This is a genomic window from Rossellomorea aquimaris (genome assembly GCF_020172085.1).
In the GTDB taxonomy this organism is placed as follows: Bacteria; Bacillota; Bacilli; order Bacillales; family Bacillaceae_B; genus Rossellomorea; species Rossellomorea aquimaris_E.
In genome coordinates this window covers 118,952-145,032 of sequence record NZ_JAIVAT010000009.1, presented here as the reverse complement: position 1 = coordinate 145,032, position 26,081 = coordinate 118,952, and the positions used below count along the sequence as shown (strand labels likewise).

16 protein-coding genes are annotated in these 26,081 nt (G+C 40.8%); 14 read left to right on the top strand and 2 right to left on the bottom strand.

Annotated elements, in window-relative coordinates; all coding sequences use genetic code 11:
• The first annotated feature begins 11 nt into the window (after positions 1 to 11).
• From qoxB to LCL96_RS20345, 5 genes are all read left to right on the top strand, one after another.
• Positions 12 to 1,973 carry a cytochrome aa3 quinol oxidase subunit I gene (gene qoxB / locus LCL96_RS20365; RefSeq protein WP_224944775.1) on the top strand — a complete coding sequence of 654 codons (1,962 nt, stop codon included), beginning with the start codon at positions 12 to 14 and terminating at the stop codon, positions 1,971 to 1,973.
• Positions 1,974 to 1,975: 2 nt separating this feature from the next.
• Positions 1,976 to 2,587 (top strand): cytochrome aa3 quinol oxidase subunit III, encoded by a 612-nt coding sequence (qoxC, locus tag LCL96_RS20360; protein WP_224944774.1) that lies wholly within the window; start codon positions 1,976 to 1,978, stop codon positions 2,585 to 2,587.
• On the top strand, positions 2,587 to 2,883 hold the full coding sequence (qoxD, locus tag LCL96_RS20355) for a cytochrome aa3 quinol oxidase subunit IV (RefSeq protein ID WP_224944773.1): 297 nt from the start codon (positions 2,587 to 2,589) through the stop codon (positions 2,881 to 2,883). The genes qoxC and qoxD overlap by 1 nt, the downstream gene beginning before the upstream one ends.
• A gap of 235 nt (positions 2,884 to 3,118) precedes the next feature.
• Entirely contained in the window at positions 3,119 to 3,748 is a 630-nt protein-coding gene (locus tag LCL96_RS20350; RefSeq protein ID WP_224945085.1) for a GNAT family N-acetyltransferase, read from the top strand.
• Positions 3,706 to 4,719 carry an alpha/beta hydrolase gene (locus LCL96_RS20345; RefSeq protein WP_224944772.1) on the top strand — a complete coding sequence of 338 codons (1,014 nt, stop codon included), beginning with the start codon at positions 3,706 to 3,708 and terminating at the stop codon, positions 4,717 to 4,719. The genes LCL96_RS20350 and LCL96_RS20345 overlap by 43 nt, the downstream gene beginning before the upstream one ends.
• Before the next feature lie 78 nt (positions 4,720 to 4,797).
• On the opposite strand, the gene LCL96_RS20340 is transcribed toward LCL96_RS20345, so the two are convergent.
• Entirely contained in the window at positions 4,798 to 5,217 is a 420-nt protein-coding gene (locus LCL96_RS20340) for a VOC family protein (protein ID WP_224944771.1), read from the bottom strand.
• A 143-nt stretch (positions 5,218 to 5,360) separates the two neighbouring features.
• Positions 5,361 to 5,729, bottom strand: a complete 369-nt coding sequence (locus LCL96_RS20335) for a cytochrome-c oxidase (RefSeq protein ID WP_224944770.1) — start codon at positions 5,727 to 5,729, stop codon at positions 5,361 to 5,363.
• Positions 5,730 to 5,978: 249 nt separating this feature from the next.
• On the opposite strand from LCL96_RS20335, the gene LCL96_RS20330 reads away from it, so the two are divergent.
• The 9 genes from LCL96_RS20330 (at position 5,979) to LCL96_RS20280 (ending at position 26,066) form a co-directional block, all read left to right on the top strand.
• The gene (locus LCL96_RS20330) at positions 5,979 to 6,764 is read left to right on the top strand and encodes a LysM peptidoglycan-binding domain-containing protein (protein WP_224944769.1); all 786 of its coding nucleotides are present in this window, start codon (positions 5,979 to 5,981) and stop codon (positions 6,762 to 6,764) included.
• A gap of 154 nt (positions 6,765 to 6,918) precedes the next feature.
• Positions 6,919 to 8,349, top strand: a complete 1,431-nt coding sequence (gene aspA / locus LCL96_RS20325; RefSeq protein WP_224944767.1) for an aspartate ammonia-lyase — start codon at positions 6,919 to 6,921, stop codon at positions 8,347 to 8,349.
• Positions 8,350 to 8,769: 420 nt separating this feature from the next.
• Complete coding sequence (locus tag LCL96_RS20320) at positions 8,770 to 10,029, top strand: helix-turn-helix transcriptional regulator (protein WP_224944766.1); 1,260 nt, start codon at positions 8,770 to 8,772, stop codon at positions 10,027 to 10,029.
• Positions 10,030 to 10,370: 341 nt separating this feature from the next.
• Positions 10,371 to 14,543 (top strand): S8 family serine peptidase, encoded by a 4,173-nt coding sequence (locus tag LCL96_RS20315; RefSeq protein WP_224944765.1) that lies wholly within the window; start codon positions 10,371 to 10,373, stop codon positions 14,541 to 14,543.
• A 460-nt stretch (positions 14,544 to 15,003) separates the two neighbouring features.
• Complete coding sequence (locus LCL96_RS20310; protein ID WP_224944763.1) at positions 15,004 to 18,429, top strand: S8 family serine peptidase; 3,426 nt, start codon at positions 15,004 to 15,006, stop codon at positions 18,427 to 18,429.
• A 285-nt stretch (positions 18,430 to 18,714) separates the two neighbouring features.
• Entirely contained in the window at positions 18,715 to 22,812 is a 4,098-nt protein-coding gene (locus LCL96_RS23650) for a S8 family serine peptidase (RefSeq protein ID WP_318246447.1), read from the top strand.
• Between the two features lie 319 nt (positions 22,813 to 23,131).
• Positions 23,132 to 23,839 carry a spore cortex-lytic enzyme gene (gene sleB / locus LCL96_RS20290; RefSeq protein WP_224944762.1) on the top strand — a complete coding sequence of 236 codons (708 nt, stop codon included), beginning with the start codon at positions 23,132 to 23,134 and terminating at the stop codon, positions 23,837 to 23,839.
• Between the two features lie 118 nt (positions 23,840 to 23,957).
• Positions 23,958 to 24,458: a protease inhibitor I9 family protein gene (locus LCL96_RS20285; RefSeq protein ID WP_224944760.1), complete on the top strand. Its 501-nt coding sequence runs from the start codon at positions 23,958 to 23,960 to the stop codon at positions 24,456 to 24,458.
• A 393-nt stretch (positions 24,459 to 24,851) separates the two neighbouring features.
• Positions 24,852 to 26,066: a helix-turn-helix domain-containing protein gene (locus LCL96_RS20280; RefSeq protein WP_224944758.1), complete on the top strand. Its 1,215-nt coding sequence runs from the start codon at positions 24,852 to 24,854 to the stop codon at positions 26,064 to 26,066.
• Positions 26,067 to 26,081 lie beyond the last annotated feature (15 nt).

Below are 26,081 nucleotides of genomic sequence, written 5' to 3'. Positions count from 1 at the left end.
GAGGACTTTAAATGTTTGATTTTATAAAGGATAATCTTATCCTCAACGATCCGTTGATCATAGGAGCCAACATTTCGATCGTTTTCACCGTAATCGGAATCGTTGCAGTCCTCACTTACTTTAAAAAGTGGAAATGGCTATGGAACGACTGGATCACTAGCGTTGATCATAAAAAAATCGGGATTATGTATATCCTTGCAGCACTTGTCATGCTTTTCCGTGGAGGAGTCGATGCACTCTTGATGAGGGCACAATTGACGGTGCCGAATAACTCATTTTTGACATCTGAGCACTACAATGAAATCTTTACGACTCACGGTACGATCATGATCTTATTCATGGCGATGCCGTTCTTACTTGGATTGATGAACGTTGTCGTTCCTTTGCAAATTGGTGCAAGGGACGTAGCATTCCCTTACTTGAATAACTTGAGTTTCTGGTCATTCATGTTCGGGGCAATCCTTTTCAATATTTCTTTCGTATTCGGTGGATCTCCGAATGCAGGTTGGACGAACTACGCACCACTTGCGATTGAAGGAAGCCCAGGACCGGGTATCAACTATTACCTTCTGGGATTACAGATATCGGGTATCGGTACGTTACTGACCGGTATTAACTTTGTCGTTACCATTATTAAGATGCGTGCACCTGGCATGACGCTTCTTCGCATGCCTATGTTCACATGGACAACGTTGATCACGGCATTCATCATCGTATTCGCATTCCCGATCTTGACTGTCACATTAGCATTAATGACATTTGACCGTATCTTCGGTTCCCACTTCTTCACACTGACGGATGGTGGTAACCCGATGCTTTGGTCAAACCTTTTCTGGCTATGGGGGCATCCGGAAGTATATATTGTTATATTGCCGGCCTTCGGTATTTTCTCAGAGATCATTGCTACATTTGCAAGAAAAACACTATTTGGCTATAAATCTATGATTATCTCACTTGTTGCCATTTCTGGACTAAGCTTCGTTGTATGGGTCCATCACTTCTTTACGATGGGTGGAAGTGCAGCAGTGAACAGTGTATTCTCGATTTCAACGATGGCGATTGCCATTCCGACGGGAATCAAGATATTCAACTGGTTAGGTACCCTATTTAAAGGTAAGATCGAATTTACTGTACCGATGTTATGGTCTGTTGCGTTCATCCCGACATTTCTGATCGGTGGGGTGACAGGGGTTATGCTTGGGATGGCTGCGGCCGACTTCCAATATCACAATAACTACTTCCTGGTTGCTCACTTCCATTACACATTGATTGCCGGTGTTGTATTTGCCTGCTTCGCGGGACTTGCCTACTGGTATCCTAAAATGTTTGGTCATAAGATGAATGAACGAATCGGACGATGGGCTTTCTGGTTATTCTCCATCGGATTCAATCTTTGTTTCTTACCTCAGTTCGTATTAGGATTTGCAGGTATGCCAAGACGTGTATACACGTACGGTCCTGAAGATGGCTGGACAGCATTGAATGTAATCTCTTCTGTCGGAGCTTTCGGAATGGGAGTAGGATTCATGGTACTCGTTTATGGTATCTATTACAGCTACCGTTTTGCTGAGAGAGAAACAACAGGTGACGCGTGGGATGGACGTACCCTTGAATGGGCAACAAGTTCAGCAATCCCGCCTCATTATAACTTTGCAAATGTTCCTGAAGTGAAGAGTCATGATGCATTTTATGATATGAAGCAAGAAGGAAGAAAGATGGTTCCTGATAACTTTGAATACCAACCGATCCATATGCCAAGCAATGCCGGGACACCTTTCATCATGTCCGCGCTTTTCTTCGTCGCAGGATTTGGTTTAGTGTTCGAATTGTTCTGGATGGCTATTCTGGCATTAGTCGGTATTTTCGGATGCATGGCATTCCGTTCATTTATGTCCCATAAGCAGGATGAAGGATATTATGTCAGCGTAGAAGAAATCGAAAAAACGGAAAATCCGTATAAGAGGGAGGCGTGAGCATGGCACATAGTACGAATATAGATCCAAACGCGCCGCTTGAATATCAATCTGATATCGGTAAACTGAATATTTTCGGATTCTGGGTTTTCCTTGGAGCGGAAATTGCATTATTCGCCACTATTTTCGCAACGTTCTTTGCTCTGAAGACCGGTACGATGGGTGGCCCGCTTCCAAGTGAAGTGTTTGACATGAAGAATACGATCATCATGACATTACTACTGTTGATCAGTAGTTTCACGTCTGGTTTATCAATAAATGAATTAAGAAAAAGAAACGTCAAATCCATGATGGTTTGGCTGATTATCACTTTATTATTCGGATTAGGATTTCTCTACATGGAAATCACGGAATTCGTCCATTTGATCCATGAAGGAGCAGCGATGACGACAAACTCATTCTGGTCATCCTTCTATTTACTGACAGGAACGCACGGTCTACACGTATCAGTAGGGATCTTATGGATCATCCTTGTGATGCTCCAAGTGAAGAAACGGGGATTGAATCCTGATACCGCTAAAAAACTATTTGTATCAAGCTTGTATTGGCACTTTCTTGACTTTGTCTGGATCTTCGTGTTCACAAGCGTGTACTTATTAGGGATGGTGGGATAATGTCACATAATACGAATCATAGTGGACTTCCTTGGACTCAGATCATTGGATTTATCTTATCGATTGCGTTGACGTTCTTAGCCGTATGGTTTGGCCTTTATACGAATCTTTCATATGGACTTATTGTATCGATTGTATTCGTTCTGGCCTTCATTCAGGCTGCTATCCAGCTCTTCATGTTCATGCACGTAACGGAAGGTGAAGGTAAATGGCAGGTAGGGAAGATGATGTCAGCGGCATTCATTGCGATCGTCATCGTCGCCGGATCTGTCTGGGTATTGAGCAATATGCACTAAAATATTTATTTAATAATGTGAGGCTGTTGAACATCGTTCAGCAGCCTCTTTTTTGCGTTGGAATACCCAATTAATGATGAAATTAAGAATCTGGAAGGGTGTTGAATCGATTGACAAGTATATGGCAGTTTCCATATAATATCCTTGTATATTATAATGATAATGATAATCATTATCATTATAATTATCTCTATCATTGTTGTTTTAGTTAGTAGAAGAAGGGTTGTAGATAGTGATGAAAGTTGATGAAACAGAATTTTTTATCATTAAGGGAAATAAAACGGATAATTTTTTATATCGTCATGTTGATTTTGATCGAGATTTATCCACATTGTATACGTGGATGCAACAACCCCATATTGCTCCATTCTGGAAGCTGAATCTTCCACTTCACGAGTTTGAACAGTGGCTCCGGAAGTCTATTGATGCCGAGCATAAAGAAGTATTTATTGGAGAGATGAATGGAGAACCTGTCTGTTATTTGATTGCATATTCCGTTGATAAGGATCCGGTCAAAGAACTTTATGATTATCAAATCGGGGACCTTGGGATGCATTTACTCATTGGGCCGAGAAATTATTTAAATAGAGAGGATGGCCTCTCGATTATCAGGTCGATGATTCTTTTTTTATTTGATCAGTATAAGGATATGAACAGAATCATTGGAGAACCTGATATACGCAATCGAATTGTTATTCCGATCCTAAAAAGATTGGGAGGAGAGGTAGTAGGTGAGATTGATATACATAATAAAAAAGCTTCATTAATAATGGGCGAAAGAGGAGCAGTTTTGGAGAAAGTGGCCGATGATGTACAGGTGGAATGGTTGAAGTCTATGAACGTAAAGAGGGCACTAATAAAATGAAAGTGACAGCAGCCCCCAATCCTCAAATAGTAGAATTACTACACACAATCAGCGAGAAAATGAAGGAACTTAGCCACCCTCCGTTGGATATACTGACCCCTTTACAATCCAGGGAATATTATAAGATAGCAAGAGAATTTTTCATTTCGATTCCAGTCGATGGGGGTGAAGTGGAAGAAGATTTCATTCTCTCAGGGGAAGGACATGATATCCCAATAAGAGTATATACACCAAGTGGTCAAGGACCTTTTCCAGTGCTTATTTATTGCCATGGGGGTGGGTGGGTCTTTGGCGATTTGGACAGCTCAGACAATCTATGCAGGTATTTCACTCGGCATGCCTCTATCATTGTCGTATCGATCGGCTATCGCTTGGCACCAGAACATAAATATCCTTCAGCTTTTCAAGATGTGATTGAATCCGTAAAATGGACCTTTCGGAACCATGAACGGTTAAATGGGGATTTGAAGCGGATTGCGATTGGCGGAGAAAGTTCGGGAGGGAACCTGGCAGCAGCGGCTTCCCTTTATTTTAGGGATAGTGAAGACTATCATCTGTACCTGCAATTTCTTATTACGCCAGTACTCGACAATAACTTTCATACTCGCTCCTACAGGGAGAATCACCAATATAATCTCACAAATGAAAAGATGAGATGGTTCTGGGGGCATTACTTGACTGATCCTTGTGAAGGGTCGGAAGTATATGTTTCTCCTTTAAAAGCGCCATCCGTGAAAAAAATGCCGGATACACTACTAATTACTGCTGAATTTGATCCCCTCAGGGAGGAAGCGATAGTATTTGGCGACAGATTAAGAACGGCAGGGATAAATGTTGAACATCTACACTATGAAGATATGGTCCATAGTTTCGTTAATATGGCTGGTACCGTAGAGTCAGCAAGATGTGCGTTAGAAGAGATAACGGAAAGGTTATATAATCTTATGCATACGGAAGAGAAAAAAGGCTAAACGACACATTTACTAAATTAAGAAGGTTATAGACATTTTCCGTGGAAAATTCTATAACCCCCATATAAATCTTACAGTTTATTCTTTATCTTCATAATTGAATTGCCACTGTATACCGAACTTGTCGGTGACTTGACCGTATAGCTTGCTCCAAAATGTCTCTTGAAGCTCCATATCAACCTTCCCGCCTTCTTTCAACTTGTGGAAGCGGGACGTCAGCTTTTCAGTATCATCGCTTACCAGGGCAAGCGTGATGTTGTTACCTTCCACAAAAGGCATATTCGGAAAAACATCTGAAAACATCACATTACTGCCATCGATGGAGAGTCTTGTATGTAGGACCAGATTTTTGGCTTCTTCAGGGAGAGGATAGTCAGGATGTGGTGGTGCTTCAGCGAACGTCATGATTTGAGGTGGTTCCGTTTCAAACACTTCTGCATAATACTCAGCCGCTTCCCGGCAATTGCCATTAAAATTCAGATAAACATTGACCGACATGTACATCACTCCTAAATTTGAAATGGTCATACGCTTATATTGTATCACTTTCAACACATACTGCAGGAGTGATTTTAGAATAATTAAAAAATAATGGAGCAGCCCCAATCCTCAAGTAGGGGCTTCGGGTCTGCTCCAACCGATTATGCGGCTTTTAATTCTTTTAACACATTATATCCAAACAATAATACACCGACTGTTGTCAATACACCGCCTGTTGCAATGACCGGGACGACAGCATCATTCCCAAGTACAAATAGGAATAATCCAATCATCATCAAGGGCAATCCAACGTTATGAAACCAGAAATGAGTTTTGGCCAATTTAGTGGAAGATACGGCCGGAAATAAGTGATAAATAAGACCTGCAAGCGTCAGGGCGGTCCAGCCTAATAAGTTGATGTGAACATGAACCGGGGCCAAGGTGTAGTCATGTACCATGGACATATATAGTCCGATACAGACGCCGATCATAAAGTAGACGACTGAAATTTTAATCAGTTTGATACCCATTTTATTCCTCCTCCTTTTCACTGGTAATATATGAGCATTTAGGCCTGTGTAGAACGTTCTGTCAGATCCTAATAACTATAAAATAAAGGGATCATCTTCTAGGAATATGGGGATGGGACTTTACTAAGTAAAGGTTTGGTTATATATGGATACATAGGAATATTTTTATTTTATACCCTTAAAAATACCCTATTTGTTCGAACGATATAGAGTTGGTTACATACAAAGTGAACATTGGGGGATGTAAAATTGACTACGATTTCAACCAAGAGAAAGCAAAGAATTGCTGAAGCACGAAAAAAGAAGGCAAAAGCCAGAAATAAAAAGATTGCTGCTGCCACTGCTGCAGGGACGATAACAGCACTACTATTGGCTGGTGGGAAGGCAGGAGCATGCAGCACTGAGTATACAGTGAAGAAGAATGATACTTTATATAGCCTTGCAAAGAAGTACGAGGTGACAGTTGAGCAGTTAATGGAAGCGAATATTCTATCATCGGATAAGATCTACATAGGACAAAAACTTCTAGTGCCTGATAGAAAACAGCATAAAGAATATAACCCATATACGATTAAAAATGGAGATACTCTATACTCTTTGGCGAAGAAGTATGAAACAACCGTCGAAGAAATCATGCATACCAATGAAAGGACTTCATATGAGATCAAGACGGGTGAGACGCTATCCTTACCGGCAGGCTCAACCCAAATCGGTGAGTATTACACCGTTGTTCCCGGTGACACTCTTTGGGGAATAGCTCATCGCTATGGTGTAAAGGCTGAAGAATTATCAAGAGAAAACGGGCTCAAAATGGACATGGTTCTGATAGGGCAGAATCTCTTCATCCCAGGGAAAGCCGAAGTTACAGAAGCTGTAATCATAGGTGCTGACGACAGCTTTTCTGTTGAATTCAAAGATCAAAATGGAGAATTTGTCTTAAAGGTACCCTATGGAACATATGGGGATTATCAAAATAAATCCGGACAACTGGTCACTCTCATCCATAAAAATGGGGCGGTCATATCAACATACTGACTTTGAATACACAGAGCGCTTTCCATCCTGAGAAAGCGCTTTTTTCATAATCTTTGAAATTAATGGGTTTTACCCTTAAATCATTGCCTACTCTGTCTCTAATTGATAGAATCATCAATTAGAGACAGCTAATCCGAATACAGGGAGTAGAGAAATGATAAACGTCGCGAGTGGATTTAGAATAGAAAAAGATTTCCTCGGGGAAAAAGAAGTACCTGAAGATGTATACTATGGAATACAAACATTGAGGGCAGTGGAGAACTTCCCGATCACTGGTTATAAAATTCATAAAGAAATGATCGATGCCTTGGCGGTCGTAAAAAAAGCGGCTGCCCTTGCAAATATGGAAACAACACGCTTATACGAAGGAATCGGGAGAGCTATCGTGCAGGCGTCCGATGAGATTCTTGAAGGCAAGCTTCATGAATTCTTCATTGTCGACCCGATTCAAGGTGGGGCAGGAACATCTATCAATATGAATGCCAATGAGGTCATTGCCAATCGTGCTTTGGAGCTCATGTCCCATCGCAAAGGGGAGTACGGGAAAGTAAGCCCGAACAGTCATGTCAATATGTCACAGTCAACCAATGACGTATTCCCGACAGTCATCCATATCTCCACATTGAAATTACTAGAGAAGCTTCTGGATACCATGGAACATATGTTAAATGCCTTTAAGCAGAAGGCCCAGGAGTTCGATCACGTCATTAAAATGGGCCGTACCCATCTGCAGGATGCTGTTCCGATTCGGCTTGGACAGGAGTTTGAAGCGTATAGCAGAGTAGTGGAACGTGATATCAAACGCATCGCGCGAACGCGGGATCACCTTTATGAAGTGAATATGGGTGCCACTGCGGTAGGAACCGGATTGAACGCGGATCCTGTATATATCAAGAGTGTTGTGAAGCATCTGGCTGAAATCAGCGGCTTACCACTGACTGGAGCTGAGCATCTCGTCGATGCCACTCAGAATACAGATGCCTACACAGAAGTTTCGTCTGCATTGAAGGTATGCATGGTCAATATGTCCAAGATTGCCAATGACCTTCGGATGATGGCTTCTGGGCCGCGTGCCGGGCTAGGTGAAATTTCACTTCCATCCAGACAGCCGGGTTCATCCATCATGCCTGGGAAAGTGAACCCGGTCATGCCGGAACTGATCAATCAAGTAGCCTTCCAGGTCATGGGGAATGATCAGACCATCTCTTTGGCATCTGAAGCCGGTCAGCTTGAGTTAAACGTGATGGAGCCTGTGCTCGTATTCAATCTCCTTCAATCCATCAGCATTATGAACAATGCGTTCAGAAGCTTTACGGACAACTGCCTTGTCGGGATTGAAGCGAATGAAACGCGTATGAAAGAATACGTGGAAAACAGTGTTGGAATCATCACCGCGGTGAACCCCCACTTAGGATATGAAGTCGTTTCCCGGATCGCAAGGGAAGCCATTTTAAAAGGGAAATCGGTAAGAGAGCTTTGCCTTGAGTATGATGTTTTGACAGAGGAAGAGCTTGATTTGATCCTGAATCCTTATGAAATGACGAATCCGGGAATTGCTGGTCGTGTGCTGTTTGATCGACAATAAATCGATGATAGGTAGAGAAACCTTCTTTTCTATTTTAAAGAGGGTTTCTCTTTTTCTATTTATCAACCTTACTTGAGAAATCTAATCGTGCTCCTATACTTGGTCAGCTTTCGATTTTTGGAAGGGATTTATCTTATTAGTTGTATCTTTTCGCAAAGATTTGGTGTAAGTATTCTTGAAAGGTTATAATGAAACACTTACGCTTATAAAGTTGATTGGAGTGGAAATCAACCACCACTCGCTATATCCACGAGCAACAATGCTTAAGTGTATTTACCTTTATAAGGTAAAAATGTATATTTATTAATAATTTATATATTTTTATCCACCTATTTAAGCATAAATACTTATCGTTAATAGCTTATAAGATACCTATTTCCTATGTATAATGATAGATATATACAGGGGGGAAGTGAAACCATGTCTATCGGCAGAATCATCTATTATCATCGAAAGAAACAAAGTAAAACACAAGAGCAGCTTTGTAAGGGGATATGTTCAACCACTCATTTAAGTAAAATTGAGAACAGTTCGAAAGAAGGAAATCTGGAAACGTTAGAATTACTTTGTAAACGACTTGGTGTATCAATCGAAGAGGAAACGGCTAAAACACTGTATTTAAAACGTCAGTTAGCTCAATTCTTTGAAGCGATTGAAAGACTTCATCGAGATCATGCCGAAAGACTGTATCAGGAGTTAGAAAGGCATAGAGACTATATACAATGTACGGAAATGGTTTACTTATATGAACTTTACATGCTTCGATACTTATTATTCACACATAATCCAACCGAATATGAACAGGCCTCTCTTGGATTGAAAAAGAATATGAGCAAATTTTCTTCGTTTGAAAAGTACTTATGGGAGTTCTTTCAAGGAATCTATTATGGCCAAAAACAACAATACTCCAAAGCGATTGCCATTTTTGATAAAATTGAGGATAAAGCCGACCTATATAGTGATAAAGTGACAGATTATCATTATTATAAAGCAGCCAATCACGGGTTATTGAAACATTTCACGTTATCCCTTCATTACTCGCATAAGGCTTTGAGAATCTTTCAGAACACAGGGAACATATTAAGGATTCTTCATGTAAAGATAGGGTTATCGGCTAACTTGATTTATATTAACGATCTTGAACGTGCAGAAGATTTGCTACATACAGCCTTAAACGATGCAGAGATGTTAAAGGATAACGAATCGAAAATTACTGCTCTTCATAATTTCGGTCTGTTAAACAGAAAGAAAGGAAGGCTACAAGAATCGCTGGACTATTTCTCCCAGTCGCTAAAATTAAAAAAGAAACACACAATGAGCTATTACGGCACATTGGTAGAAATGGTACAAGTATTGCTGGACCTGGAAGAGAGTGAGGTCGCAATCACTCTTTTACAGGAGAATCTAAGAGACTTTAAAGATCAAGAGTCTGTTAAATATATAGAATTGATGGTGCTGTACTTAGATGCGATCAAGGATGACAAACGTCTTAGTGATTACTTGATCGACCGTGGTCTTCCAATTATGAAACAATATGATCTATATAAGTCCGCATCTTTCTCGGAACGATTGGCAGTATATTTTAAAGAAAAGGGAGACTTAGTTTCTTCCAATCAATATCTTCAATTATCCAATGAATTATTAAAAAAGTTAATTTTTAACCACAATGAACCAATATAAATGAAATATGTAAACAAGCAACCGTTATTGGTTGCTTGTTTTTACGTTTTCATGAAATTTATTTGGGATTATTCACCCTCTATAAATAGTAAGATATACCTGTTTAGTGGAGTAGGAATATAACTTTATAGGCACAATGACTTCTTAAAGAAAAACTTTCCCAACATCCAAACTGTCCTGATGTCTTAAGTTAATAGAATTCATCCCTTAAGTGGCTGAGAGCATGAGAGAAATGTCGAAATATATAAAGAATTTTCCCAATTAACAGTCTAATGGGAGAGAGATAGAATACAAGTTGTAAACATTTCTGTGCCACGGATGAATATTAGAGGGGGAAGAGTATGAATAAGAAGCGCTCAGCTAAGATCTTGACGGTTGCACTGGCTACAAGTCTATTAGGAACATCTGGAATTCCATTTAATGTTATGGCAGAAAGTGCGCCTGGTACATCTAAGTTCACACAGGTAAAAGATGTAGAAAAAACATTGATGAATCTAACAGATGAGCAAAGAAATGCTCTCAAACAGATCGAAGCGAAACCGGATTTTGAAATCGCTCCGAATATCAATACCGAAAGTGAAGGGCTCGTTGATGTCATCGTTGAATTCAAACAGGCTCCTGCAAAAGTGGAAGTGATGAAGCAGGCGGCTAAAGGAGTCCGTACGACTACGAAAGCAGCTGCTTTGAAAGTAGAGAAATCTCACAGTGATTTTAAACAAGCATTCAACTCTTTGAAAAATAAAAAGAGTGCAAGCCCTGGATTACTAGAGGCGAACATTACAAAAGAATATCGTTCAGCCATCAATGGTGTCGCGATGTCCATTCCTGGAAATGAGATTGCGAGTTTGCTGGACTCTGGTGTCGTGAAACGGGTATGGAAAGATGAAGTCGTTCAGCTTGACCTTCCGGAAGTTGGAGCTTCTGAATCTAAAATGATGGATAGTATCCCTCAAATCAATGTGGACAAGCTTCATGATGAACATATTACGGGTGAAGGAATTAAAGTTGGAGTACTGGACACAGGAATTGATTATAATCACCCTGATTTAAAAGATGTATATCAAGGTGGATATGATTTCGTTGATAACGATAATGACCCGATGGAAACCACATACGAAGATTGGAAGAACTCCGGTCTACCTGAGATCAATCCAAATTCTGGTTCTGCTTATTATACGGAACATGGAACACATGTATCAGGAACAATCGCCGGGGACCAACAAAATTCAGTGGATTACGCCGTAAAAGGGGTAGCACCGAATGTAGACCTTTATGGCTATCGTGTTCTTGGTCCCTATGGATCCGGAGCGACAGCTGGGATCCTTGCAGGAATTGATAAAGCCATAGATGATGAAATGGATGTCATCAATCTTTCATTAGGAGCGTCTACGAACAATCCATTATATCCAACCTCTGTAGCAGTGAACAACGCGATGTTATCGGGAGTGGTGACAGTCGTGGCGGCAGGAAACAGCGGTCCGGATGAAGGGACACTAGGATCCCCTGGTGCAGCGGCCCTCGGTATTACGGTTGGGGCAAGTGATTTCGCCATGGATATCCCTACCTTCCAATCCATGACTGTGAATGGAGAAACATTTGAAAATGTCTTATTAATGGGGAAGAACTTTTCCGATGATTTAACCTCTCTTGAAAATCAGTCCAAACCAGTGGTCTTTGCCGGACTTGGTTATGAAGCTGATTTCGAAGGAAAAGATTTAACAGGCAAAATCGCCCTGATTCAACGTGGTGAAATTACCTTTGTGGATAAAATGAAACACGCGAAACAAGCAGGGGCAGAAGCTGTCATCATCTACAATAATGTTGACGGGAATATTCCTGCTTATTTAGGAGAGGGATCAGAATTTATCCCGACCTTACGTATGACAAAAGCAGATGGAGAGCGTTTGAAAGGTTTAGGAGATAACGTCTCCATCACATTTGGGGATTTAGCAAGCGTTAAAACAGAAGGGGACAATCTGGCTGGCTTCAGTTCAAGAGGACCTGTAGGTGGCAGCTATGATATTAAACCGGATGTTGTGGCACCTGGAGTAGCGATTTTCTCAACCATTCCTGAATACATCAATAGCCCGGAAGAAGGGGTAGACTATTCTGCAGCCTATGCACGCCTTCAGGGAACATCCATGGCAACCCCTCATGTAGCAGGTGTAGCAGCCTTGATTCTTTCAGAAAACCCTGATTATACTCCATTTGATGTAAAAGCAGCATTGATGAATACAGCAGAAGACTTGAACGGTGACGTATCCGTATATGAGCAGGGAGCGGGACGAGTGGATGCCTATGATGCGGTACATGCCGATGTATCCATCAAAGTGATGGATAAAACAAAAAATCTGGACGGAAATGGTGAAGAAGTAGAGATTGAAGATGAGACGGCTTCCATCTCATTCGGCAGTCACTACAAAGATGATAATGGAATTAAAGTAGAAAGTAACATGATTTTCGAGAATAATGGTGAAGAAGACAAGACTTTCACGGTAGAAGTCGAATATCATGATGAACGCACAGGAATCAAGGATTCAGCTGCAAATGGCATTCAGTTAGATGTTCCGACGAGTGTAGCGGTTGCCGCAAGCGGTTCGAAAGGAATTTCACCAACGATCACGGTTCCGAAAGATGCAGAAGAAGGGCGATATGAAGGATATATTCACCTGACGAATGCAAGTGATGCGGGTGAAACGTATCAGGTTCCATTTGCGATTCGTGTCACCGGAAAAGGGTTCGACTATCTAGAAACAGACCGACCTGCTCTTGCGAATAATACACCAAAGTGGCAGTACTACAATCCGTTTATCTCAGCAGCATTTCAAATGAAAAATCCACTGACGAGGATAGATGTAGTAATAAAAGATGGACAATCAGGTGATGCTATTGGGTTCATTGCTTCCCTCAGACAAGCGAATGCAATGGCTGACTTCAGGTATTATATTCCTGCTGTTTTTGCTGGAGTCGTTTATCCATTTACAAATGACGAACAAAACCCGATATCAGATCAATACATTGATCTGCCTGAAGGGGACTATGATATGGAGTTCATTGGGTATGATGAAGAAGGAAATACGTATACGATCGACACTCCTGTCTTCGTCGACAATTCAAAACCACAAGTGACTTTTGATAAAGCTCCAGATGTGTATGAAATCAGTGAAGATATGTACACAGAAGAGTTTGGAAAGACAGCATTCTGGCTCCACGGAAATGTGCAGGATGAAACAGTGGATGTCTTGCAATCAAAAGGAATGAATTATGATCAATCATCAAACAGATTCTTTATAGCAACAGGCATCCGTCCATACTACAATTGTTGTTTCCCTTCAGCGGATTCAGAAGGGGATACTCAGTTTGGAATCGAACCTTCTGATATTGCAGAGGGACCATTAAGATTAAGTTTAGCCGGTGCTGATATTGCAATGAATGTCAATTACCAACATTATGTCTTCTTACAAGAGGGCACTGAATATGTAACATCTGATTACAACAAGAAAGAAGTCAGGTTAGACGATACTGTGACCATGACGCTGAGCTTGAATAACGTGAAAGATTTTATTTCCGGAGAGTACACGATTCAGTATAAAGGGGAAATGTATTCATTCGAATCGGCAAAGCTAAATAATGAATTTAAAGCATTTGCAGAAGAAAATGGCCTTGAGGCATCCCTTCAGGATCCTGTAGTAAGCGGTACCGGATATTACCAGACCGTTACGTTGGGAGCGGCATTGAATGGAGAAGGGTATTCCGGTTTGAGTGGTGACATGCCTGTTGTGGACGTTACGTTCAAGGTCACTCAAGATGATTGGTTTTATGGAGCTGACAAAATGGATGTCACAAAGTCAAGCTATACAAAGGCCGGTGAAGATGCTGCCGTAACTCTTCCATATTACAGCACTTCATCCTATGATTTCGTGTCCAAACATTCAAGGATCGAAGGAAATATTAAACCAGAAGCATTTTTAAAGAAAGGTTATAGCGGCAATCTACTATTACCAAATAATGTAGCTCAAAATATCGGAGCAGAGGTATATGCCCTATCACCGGATGGTGAAAAATATGAAGGCAGTATTGCTGCCAATGGGAAGTACACCATCTATGGTGTTCCGGCTTCACTTGAGACATACAATGTCGTAGTGGAAACCCCAGGACATTTAAAGACCTATACTCAATTCGTACCTGGATTTGAATTGAAGGGTGAAGAGTATGGAAGGTTCGTTTCCGGAGGGACCAAAATGAGTCTTGCCGGAGATGTGAATAGTGACAGCTTGATCGACATCAAAGATGTTCGGGATATCGTTGAGTACTACGGTAAAGAAAACCCTGAGATTCAAACATATGACCTGAATCAGGATGGAGTAGTAAACGAGACGGACGTTCGATTCATTGAAAAGAACTTCTTAACAAAAGGACCGGATGCGCCTAAAGGGAAATCACCTAAAGAAACAAACGGTAAAAAAGATCTAGCCTATTATTTGAATATGATGGGATTGGAGCCAACTGAATAAGAAGTAGCATTAATCCACAAAAGGGAAAGAAATGTTCATGACATTTCTTTCCCTTTTTCTTATTCCGAATGGAGGGTTAAAAGAGGATGGTGAGTCTATTTTCATAAAATGAATTCTTTTGAAATCCTCCCACCCTCATATTCCTGAAATCCACCTCATTCCCCCAATAGATGTACTGAATATTCATTCTTTTATACTAACAGATTTGGCTATATCAAAAGGAATACAAAAAAATGTTGGCAATCTCAGGGTGAAACGACCCATTCTTTCCTTCTTATCATACTTGGACTCCCCCAACAGGATACCAGATCACTTAATAGAAATGGTTAGATTATAGTACTCCGTATTCAAATTGATTGAAGGAGGAGGAGAAGTGTAAGGGGATAATTACACGGGAGTACTGTTTCTTCTATGAGATACGTAAAAAGAAAGATACTATTCTATCAAAAAGGGTGAATACATGATGGTTTCGAAGAAAAGTACGCTATCCATTGGTTTAATGTCCGTTCTCCTAAGCAGCAGTATGATTACGCCAGCCAGTGCAACATTCTATCAGACGAATGAGGGACAGATACCTGCTTCACAAAAGGTAAATCTTCCAATGTTGGATTTGGAAAAGAAAGCGACCGATGATCCTTTATACGGACAGGACCTAAAAGCATTCAATCCAAATGAAAATGTTCGATTGATCATAGAAGTGGACGTAAATGAGAAACTGAGAACGACACCTGAAAAGCAGGTGGAAGCGGTCAAGAACACGTTTATGAATAAGAGGGATGATTCTTCTAAAGTCATACATACGTATTCAACAGGCTTCTATGGATTCAGTATGGAAACGACGATGAAAGACGCTGAGAAGATCAAAGAGATTAAAGGCGTAAAGGATATTCGTATCGCAAAGACATATGAACATATGGATGTAAAGAGCAATGAACTTGTGGAAGCGATGAATGTATGGACGAAATATAATTATAGCGGTGATGGGATGGTCGTAGCGATCGTGGATTCTGGAATCGATTATCGCCATGAGGCCATGACGCTTTCGGATAAAGGAAAGAAAAAAGCAAAGTATAATGAAGATAACATTCAAGAGAAGCTTGACGAATCGGAAGTAGATGATGTGTGGTACACAGACAAAGTGCCAACAGGCTATGACTGGGCCGACCATGATACCAATGTCATCCCGGCAAGTAATGCCCATGGAACCCATGTAGCCGGCATTGTCGGGGCATACGAAGAATCCCAGAAAAAAGCGATGGGAGTGGCACCGGATGTACAGCTTTTAGCTGAAAAGGTATTCTCTGATAAAAGAAGCGGTGCCTATGATGATGATATTGCGGCGGGAATCTATCATGCGGTGGAGTTCGGGGCTGATGTCATCAATTTAAGCTTGGGATCTGACGCAGGAAGCGTGGATTCCAATGATCCGGTACAACGTGCCATTCAATATGCAACAGAGCATGGGGTGTTGGTCGTAGCCGCGGCAGGTAATGCTTCCTATAGTACAAAACAAAACCTGCTGGAAAGATCTCAATTACCTTTGGCTAAAAATCCAGATATCGGTCTCGTAGGCGACCCTGGTGTAACACCATCCGCACTCCAGGTTGCATCGTCTGAAAATGATCAGATGAGTGTCAATGCATTTAGTTTGAATGATGGAAGTAAGCTTGGGTACCAAACACAGTACAGTTCTAAAAAGTTCAGTGATGAACTCGAAGCCGGTAAAGAATACGAATTGATCTTCGCTGGTGAGGGATTTGGTAGCCATCTGGATGGCTTGGATTTAGAAGGGAAGATTGTCGTTGCAAAACTTACAAAGTCGTATTCTATTTATTCGTCCCTTCAATATGACTCAGCAAGAAAAGGGGCAGTCGGACTAATAGTCATTCCACCGGATCATTATCCATCGTATGCAAATTTAAATTTCTCAAGATACACCATTCCAGCCGTAACGACTGGACATACAGAAGGAGATCAATTGGTCGAACGATTAAAAAGCGGTGAGAAGATCTCCGTGCAAATGTCAGATGAAAATCTTTGGGTACAAAACCCGACAACGGAACCAATGTCCTATTTCTCTTCTTATGGTTCTCCAACAGATCTAAGCTTTAAACCGGAAATCACAGCTCCTGGGGGGAAGATCAGCTCAACAGTATTAAACAACGAATATGAAGTGATGAGTGGAACGTCCATGGCCACTCCACATGTTGCAGCTGGAGCAGCTTTACTACTTGAGAAGTATTATGAGGAGTTAGGTTTACCAAAAAATGAAGAAACAGTCTTAAAAGCGAAGAATGCTTTAATGAATACGTCTGAGGTGTTAACGAATCCGGATGATGAGAATTCCTTTTACTCACCAAGACGTCAAGGATCAGGCTTGATGAAGATTGAGCAAGCGATTAAATCTCCTTATCTTGTAGAGCATGTAGGGGCTCCTTTAGAAAAGGCTGCATCCGTTGCCTTAAAAGAAGTGGACAGAACATTCGATTTCACGTTGGATGTCGAGCCGCTTTCAAAAAAGCTGGAAAAAGCGAATGATCAGTATGAAATCGTCGTGGATGTGCTAATGGATGAAACAGAGAAGAAGACCTATAACGGAGTAGAAAGAGACTATCTAACCTTACATTCGGTTCCGATTGATGGGGCAGTTGTGAAAATCAACGGAAAACAGCTGATGGGTGACGAGAAAATACAATACAAACCACGTCGTGATGGCGAAGTGAAGATTTCTGTCACACTACCCGAAGAATTAAGTGAATGTCGTTTTGTTGAAGGGTTTGTTCGCTTTGTTCCTAAGGGAAGTTCTGTCAAAGATTTAGCGACTTTAACAATGCCATTCATGGGATACTACGGTGATTGGGATGCCATTGATAATATTGATGAGAGCCCGGTTAATGGAGATCCTTTCTTAGGGTACACTGTTCTTTGGAATGACATGCTGACCTTACCTATGGGATATAGCACTTCTACTGGAACATTTGATCCGAACGAGATCGGCTATTCCAAGAATGCAGTCCCTACAGGTATGTATCCTTCCTTCACAGCATTTCGTAACCTGAAGGAAATGTCTCTGAAGGTGGAAGATGAGAATGGAAAAACGGTTGCACATATTACGAATTTTGGCGAGTTCACGGAAGATGGTAGTCCGTATCCATTCAGGAAGAACATCATGAGCTATGGAAATTACTCCTATAAGTTCGATGGGATGTACTGGAGTGGTACAGATGATGACGGGAACAAACTTCCTGACGGCAACTATACGTATATATACGAAAGTACCCTGAATTATGAGGGAGCTAAGACTCAACAAACGAAGATTCCGATTAAACTTGATTCTGGTGCTCCCGTTGTTAAAAATATCAACATCGCGGAACTTTCAGATGGGAAGTACAAGATCACGTGGGATGTACAGGAAGAAGGAACGAAACATATCGGAAATTTCATCTGGGTCAATGATGGATATCAGAAGTCAGTAAGCGCGGATGTAAATGAGTATATTAGCGATGAGAAACCTGAGATTGTCATGATATCAGCAATAGATGGTCTTCGGAATGTCGGTGTTGGATACACTGGAAATGAAGAATTGCTTCATGCAGGTCCATTTATCAATTATTTGAACGTTTCTGGAACCAATGTCAATGAAACAAAGCCTGCTTCCATCTTAATTTTTGGATATAAACGATTGGATTGGCATATTGAGATTTCAAATGCAGAAGGAGAAATGATCGAGTATGCAGATATTGAAAATGAACATTCGATTTATGGATTGAAATGGTATGCTGGTACTGAATATCCGGACGGTGACTATTATGTGACTGTCACAGGTACTGATGAAACGGGATTATCGTTGACGTCTGAGAAGAAGAAAATTACAGTGAAACATTAACATTCGAAGCCAAGAATTTCCTTTGAATAGGATTTTCTTGGCTTTTCTATGTGAAATTTATTTTATCCCCCAATTTTAGCGGTTCAAAAGAAATGGTTCTAATAGTCTAATTTAAGCGTGAGAATTCCACTTTCGGTTTAAAATAGTTGATTTTTCTGACTTTTATCCTTTCGTTTACACAAAAATCACCATATTTCTTCCCCCTCATTTGATAAAATTCCCCCCAATGACGTATGGGTCCTTCGACAATATAATTGAATTAGAAAGAAAAAGGGGGTTGAAGTCATGAATGCCAGCAAATATCCAAAGATCGCATTAAGTGTAGGGCTTCTAATGGGTGGAGTTGCACCATTAACTCATGGACCTGCGATACATGCAGAAACACAGTCGGATGCAATGAAAATCTTAGCAGGCTTGTCGACAGAGCAGCGTGAGGCGTTGGACAAACTAGAAGCCAATCGCTCAATGAGGGGCCTGCAATTATCGAGAGATATTGATTTGAAAAGTGAAGAAGAAGTGACCGTCATTGTAGAATTTGAACAGCTTCCTGCAAAGTCAGAACAAATTCAACAATCTTTAAAGGGAAAGGAAGTTTCTCTTGAAAAGGCAAAGAAACAGGTAGAAGAGTCCCACGTAACATTTAAGAAAGACTTAAATGAAAAGGTGAAAAAGGCGAAATCAGGCAAAGACACCTACGAAATTAAGCACACGTATAAAGATGCGTTTAACGGCGTAGCGATGACTCTACCAGCCAATGAAGTTGAAAGCCTATTAGATTCTGAAGTAGTAAAAGCTGTTTACAGTGAGGAAGAAGTCCAACTCTCTCCTCCACCTAAAGCAACGGATGAAGAAGAAGGATCAACAACAAAAGTGGACAGTATTCCTTTCATGAATATTGACCAGCTACATAAAGAAGGTTTCACAGGTAAAGGGGTAAAAGTTGGGGTTATCGATACAGGAATTGATTATAATCACCCAGACTTAAAAGCTGCTTATAAAGGTGGATACGATTTTGTAGACAATGATGACGATCCAATGGAAACGACTTATGAGGACTGGAAAGCTTCTGGGTACCGTGAAACGAATCAAGGAAGCTACTATTATACAGAGCATGGCACACATGTTTCAGGAACCATCGTAGGTCAAGCGGCTAATGATTCCGATTATAAAGTAATTGGGGTAGCTCCCGATGCGGAATTGAATGTATACCGTGTTTTAGGGCCCTATGGATCCGGATCAACCAGTAACATTCTTGCCGGGATTGACCGTGCCGTGGCAGATGGAATGGATATTATCAATCTATCCCTTGGCGCAGCAACGAATAACCCTTTGTATGCAACAAGCATTGCCGTTGACCATGCCGTATTAAGTGGCGTGACGGCTGTCGTTGCCGCTGGAAATTCAGGTGACCAAGGAAATTATACGTTGGGATCTCCAGGTGCCGCTGCACTTGCTTTGACAGTAGGCGCAAGCTCGGCTCCATCCAATGTTACAACGTATGATGGTGCATTCTCGGTTGAAGACAAGGACCTTGCTGGAGAACTACAGTTAATGACCAACAACTGGACAAATGAGTTTAGTAAGCTTGAAGGGCAAAACTATGAAATGGTCGATGTAGGTGAAGGTGGACAAGCCGATTACAACGGGAAAAAGGTCACCGGGAAAGTGGCATTCGTGGCACGAGGCACTTATGCACTCATCGAAAAGATGGAAATCGCCAAACAACATGGAGCAAAAGCTGTCATCATTTATAATATCAATCCAGATGAAGGGCATATTCCTCACTATTTGGGTGAAAGCGATAACAATATTCCAACCTTCTCTTTAACCAACCAAGATGGACTATCCGTGAAAGAACTATTTAAAGCTGGAACTCCTACCATTACCCTTGGAGAGGCAGGAGAATCTGTTATTAGCGGTGATGAGCTGGCATCCTTTAGTTCAAAAGGACCTTCAGGAACCTTGTATGATATCAAGCCGGAGGTAACAGCACCTGGTGTCAACATTCTCTCAACTGTTCCATCCTATATGCAAAATAAAGAAGATTCATCGGATTATTCACATGCCTATCAACGATTATCAGGTACATCAATGGCGTCACCTCAAGTAGCCGGGATTGCTGCATTATTGCTTCAAGCACATCCTGATTATACGCCAAGTGACATTAAATCAGTGTTAATGAATACGGCAGATCCTTTGAAAAACCAATATAGCGTATTTGAAGTGGGAGCAGGAAGAGTCGATCCGATGCAGGCCATCCATTCGGAGACCATGATTTCGGTTCTGGATGAAACGCCATTTATTGAAAATCAGGAAGAAGTCATCATCCCGGAACAAACCGGTGGCTTAAGCTACGGTTTTATCCCAATGGGAGAAGAACAACTGACAAGATCGACGAATCTATCCATTACAAATAATAGCCATAAAAATAACAAATATGATATATCAATAGAATACAATGTAGGTGCAGCAGCTTCTGATTCACTGGATGCAGAGAAAAATGGTGTGAAGCTCGATGTGCCAAGCTCCCTGAAAGTGAAAAAAGGGGAAGTGGAATCATTCAACGCAGTTCTCACCATCCCGAAAACGGCCCAAAAAGGAACCTATGAAGGGTATATCGTGATTCAAAATGAAAAGGACCCGGCAGACCATTATCGCATCCCATTCGGAGCGAAAGTCGTGGAAGAAGGAATTGGCTACTTTGATGTGTATACGAAGAGCATTTCCACGAATCGTGTCAATAATCCTTATAGCAGAAAAGAAACGGACCTTGATTTCAGATTGAACTCTCCAATGGAAAGATTGGATTGGGTATTGGTTGATCATGATACGAAGGCAGACCTGGGGTGGATTACAGGGGTGAATTCAGCAGGAGCAGCCATCGATGTCGACTATTACATTGAAGAAGGGTTCTATGGTTATTATTATCCATTAACAGGAAATGATAAAAAGCCACTCAGCTATACAAAAGTGAGAGTGGAAGATGGCATTTATGATGTGAAGATGATCGGAACGACGAAAGACGGAAAGCAGTTCGCCAAAATGTCAACCATCAGTTTAGACAATGGTGCGCCAACCGTTGTGTACGATCAGACGAACGCAATCCCAACCGGTGATTTTCCGATTGTAGAACTGGAAGAAGGTCAAGAAACGGTTACTTTATCAGGAACTTTATTGGATGCTGAAATAGAGGAGACGTCTAAGACCGATATTCCACTCACTCAAGCCAGTAATAATATATGGTACGGTCCAAATGGTCCAAACTATCGACTTCAAGTAGAGGAAGATGGAACGTTTTCACAAGAAATCAACGTGAAGACATCTTACATTAAAGAAATCCAGTACTTAGGAGCGGATTATGCTGGAAACACAGCCATTCCTAAAATGGTCTACTATGTGCCAAAAGGATTTCAATTTATTTTTGCGAAAGCGGATAAAGATTCTTACCAAATGGGTGACAAGGTAACGTATACTTTCTACGCTAGAAATTTAGAGAACGCTCATGACTTTTCAATGTATAACTATAACTCAAGTAAGTATTTGGATTCCGTTGAATTCCAATTGGCTGATGGATTACCGGAAGGAACAGAATTAAATGTGACAAAAACCGGTACTACAAGTGTCAGGAATGATATTGAAATCAAAATTCCTGGTGAAGGGGTATCAGGGGACGTAGCATTATTTAAGATTGTAGCGGACACGAATGAGAAGGAGTTTTTCAATGCGTATTCTCCATTGTTCAGCAGTGTCAGTACGATGAAGATCAATAACGGACCACGGATCCCAACAAAACTGGGAGCTCATCCAATTTATCCGAGTGTATCAAAGGTCAATGCAGGCTTTATCGGCGCTGAAGGGCTCCTGACAGATGCAAACCGCTTTGACTATAGCCGTGATTACACACAAATAGGTGCCACGATACACTTGGAGGATAAGGATGGTAACATCTATCCAGTTACCATACCGAAAAACGGTGTCATTAATTTCGAACAACTACCGGCGTCGGTTCATAAGTACACAGTCGTGACGGATGTACCAGGACACTACACGACGTATACACCACTTGAAGCGGGACGTACGGAAAATGGTGTGGATATAGGTGAATATGTCACGTATTATATGGCCGTTTCCAAGCCTGGGGATATCAATAAAGACAATGTGATTGATATTCACGATGCATTATTGCTTCGAGATAATTGGGGAACGGACTATCGAAATACAGATATTAACTTCGACGGTACGACAGACGAGAAAGACTTTACACTCCTTGTGAAGTATTACTTGTCAGAAAATGATTTTGTAGTAAATACTCCAGATCCTCAATCTGAAGTGAATGGTGAAACGATTGATACGATCAAAGAAGAATTGGGAATCAATCCTTAACCGTTCTGATGAGATGTAGCTGCCTTCTTTTTGTCAGTGTGGTAGCGATAATCGTAATTGATATTCAGAGTTTGGCACAAGTTTAGTGGAATCCGGCACAAGTTTTCGTAAGAGTGGCACGAGTTTCTCCGAAAGTGGCACAAGTTTACTAAAATCACTCTCCGTCCATGTTCCTATTGGCTTGCATAAAATGATAATCAATCAGAAGAGTGGGTAGTCCAATACGGGCTACCTTTTCTTCCGATTGAACGAGTTACGTACATAATTTAGTCCTTCAAAGAAGACAATATAACCCATCTAGCTTTCTTTGGAGGTTCTTATGTCAAAACTCAAATTTTTCATAACCATTCTCTTTATATCTGGCTTATTTTTTGTCGGAAGCGGACAACAAGCAGAAGTAAATGCTTTCTCCTCTCAAGTTCTTCAAAGGGGAGCAACGGGAGAAGATGTCATAGAATTACAATCACGGTTAAAGTACATCGGATTTTACACAAGTAAAGTGGATGGCGTGTTTGGATACAATACATATTGGGCTGTGCGGATTTTCCAGGATGAATTCGGATTACGGGTTGATGGAGTCGTCGGCCCAAAAACAAAAGAAAAATTAGTCAAAGCCACTGTTTATGATAAGGGAGGATCAACAGGGGGGAGTTCAAATGTTCCGAATGGATTCTCTCAAAACGATATTCAATTAATGGCCAATGCCGTTTACGGTGAATCACGAGGTGAATCATACACCGGTCAAGTAGCAGTCGCTGCAGTAATCCTTAACCGAGTGAGGAGTTCCTCATTTCCTAACACCGTTGCTGGAGTGATCTATGAGCCGGGGGCATTTACCGCTGTGGCAGATGGACAAATCAACCTGACTCCGAATGAAACAGCGAAAAAAGCTGTACTTGACGCAGTCAATGGGTGGGATCCAAGTGATGGAGCGATTTATTACTTCAATCCTGATACAGCAACAAGCAGCTGGATTTGGAGTCGTCCACAGATCAAGCAAATCGGAAAACATATTTTTTGCAAGTAGAAGCGGGAGTTCAGATTCCAAAACGAACGATCACAGGACATACGCATACGATTAAAAAGACAATCCCCATTCCGAAGGATTGTCTTTTTTACTATTTGATAAAGGAGATTGATTATCCATGAAGAAGTGGTATTGTAGGGCCTTATTCGTACTGTCATTGATATTCGTGAGTGGTTGTATGAATGAAGGGGACATGGGTGAAAAAATAGAAACACAGGTGGTGGAAGAAACAATGAATTCATCGATTAAAGTGGATCCGGAACTTGATCTGTCGAGTGGGGAGACTAAATCTATCATCATAGAATTTAAGACCAAACCAGCAAAAGTGGCCGTCTTGGAAGCAAAAACTCAAGGAGTAGAGCTGACACTGGAATCAGCTAAAGAGGAAGTTGAAAAAAGTCACAGGGAGTTCGAGAAGGAACTTTATCTCTTTTTAGAAAAAAATGAAGTGGAGTATCACATCCTCCATCGTTATAAAACAGCTTTTAACGGGGTATCTATGGAATTGCCTGCGAATGAAATTAAGCGATTGATGGGATCTGCTGTTATTTCCAAGATTTATCGAAATAAGGAACTACAGCTTGAACCGCCAATCCAGCCTTCCAATCGAATGGAATAAAATAGCCACCATAAGTGTGGCTTTCTATATGTATAAACGGAGTCCATAAAAAACATTTTCTCAAAATAGTAAGCGTGAGTGTCCCAAGTTGGGAAAATGGAGTAAGCACAAAGGACTAGTTGGTTTTTCTTTTGATTTCAAATGATTGTAAAAATAGTTGAAATAGTAGGGAGAAGATATGAAAACTTTTTATTGAAGTAGTATGCTAAAGAAAATAAATAGGTATAAAGTCTCTATTTGGGAAATCTTATGCCTGTGGAAAACCCCAATTTCTTCGTGATTATTTCTTAGTATAATATTAGTAGAATGTATTCCGCTATAAAAAAAGATAAAGCGGTAAACCTGTTTTTGAGAGGAACGAGATTTCTACTAAGTCATCATGGGGGTTGGATAATGGATATTGGGGCATTTATTAAATACTTTCGCATCTATAAAGGGATGACTCAGAAACAAATGGGGGCAGGGGTTTGTACTCCAGGCCATATTAGTAAAATTGAAAGTGGGCACTTACAGGTAACGAAAGATAAAGTTGATTTGTTCAATCAACGATTACATATCAATATCGAGAAAGAGTTAAAAGTTTTTAAAAAATTACGACTGGATTTGGAACTGTGGCATGATGTCATGATCAAGCAGGTAAATGGAAAGATCGAGTTATTGAAGGGAACCATTGAACAAAATCCCCTTATCAAAATCGAAACGTTGAATGGTACTTATAAGCTATTGAAAGCAAGGTACTTAATGATGAAAGGTGAACTGAAAGAAGCCGCATTCTATTTAGGTCAATTTTCTAATAAGCGTCTTTCTTTTCATATGTACGATTATGACTTTCAATTATACTATCACTTTAAAGGGATGTACGAGCTTGAGAAAGGTAATCCACAAGAAGCCATTACGTATTTGGAGAAAATCGATCGGGACATTTACTCCAATCCTGAATCCTATTACCATATGTCGATGGGCTATCATAAGTTAGGGCAGTATGACAAGTCACTGGGATATAGTCAGCTTGCCCTGAATTACTTCAAAGAAACGTTTAATTTTACAAGATGTATTGACGCAGCTACCATTCAGTTGGCAGCGGAAGGCAAAAATGTAGAGGGAAGTCTCCAAACACTAGTAGAGAAGTATGATGAGCTGATACAGCATTGTGATAATCTACATGACCATAGAAGGAAAGCTATTCTTTACTTGAATTTGGGAGGACTCTATCGAGAGGTCATGCAGGATGGAAAGGCAAAGGAAGCATTTCAATCAGCTTTTGGCTTAGTGAAACATGAGTCTCCTACCGAAGACTATGTCAGTATTCTTTTTGGCTATATTGATAGTTCCCTGAATGTTGACGGCCCTGTAAATAATGAAAGATTTGAAAGTTTAATAGAAGAAGGACTTCTTTATTCGAGAACCATGAAGGCTTCCTACAAAGAGCACCTATTTACGATGCTTAGTATCAGGGTCCATGAGGGAGAGGAAGCGTATTATCAATATATGGAGAATGTTATTATTCCTCTGTCGAAGGAAGAAAGACAATATTCTCAGTGTAATTACTATATCCAGAAGCTATACAACCATCATCAACTGGATGGAAAAAAAGAGTGCATAAGCTGATTATTCAAAAGAACG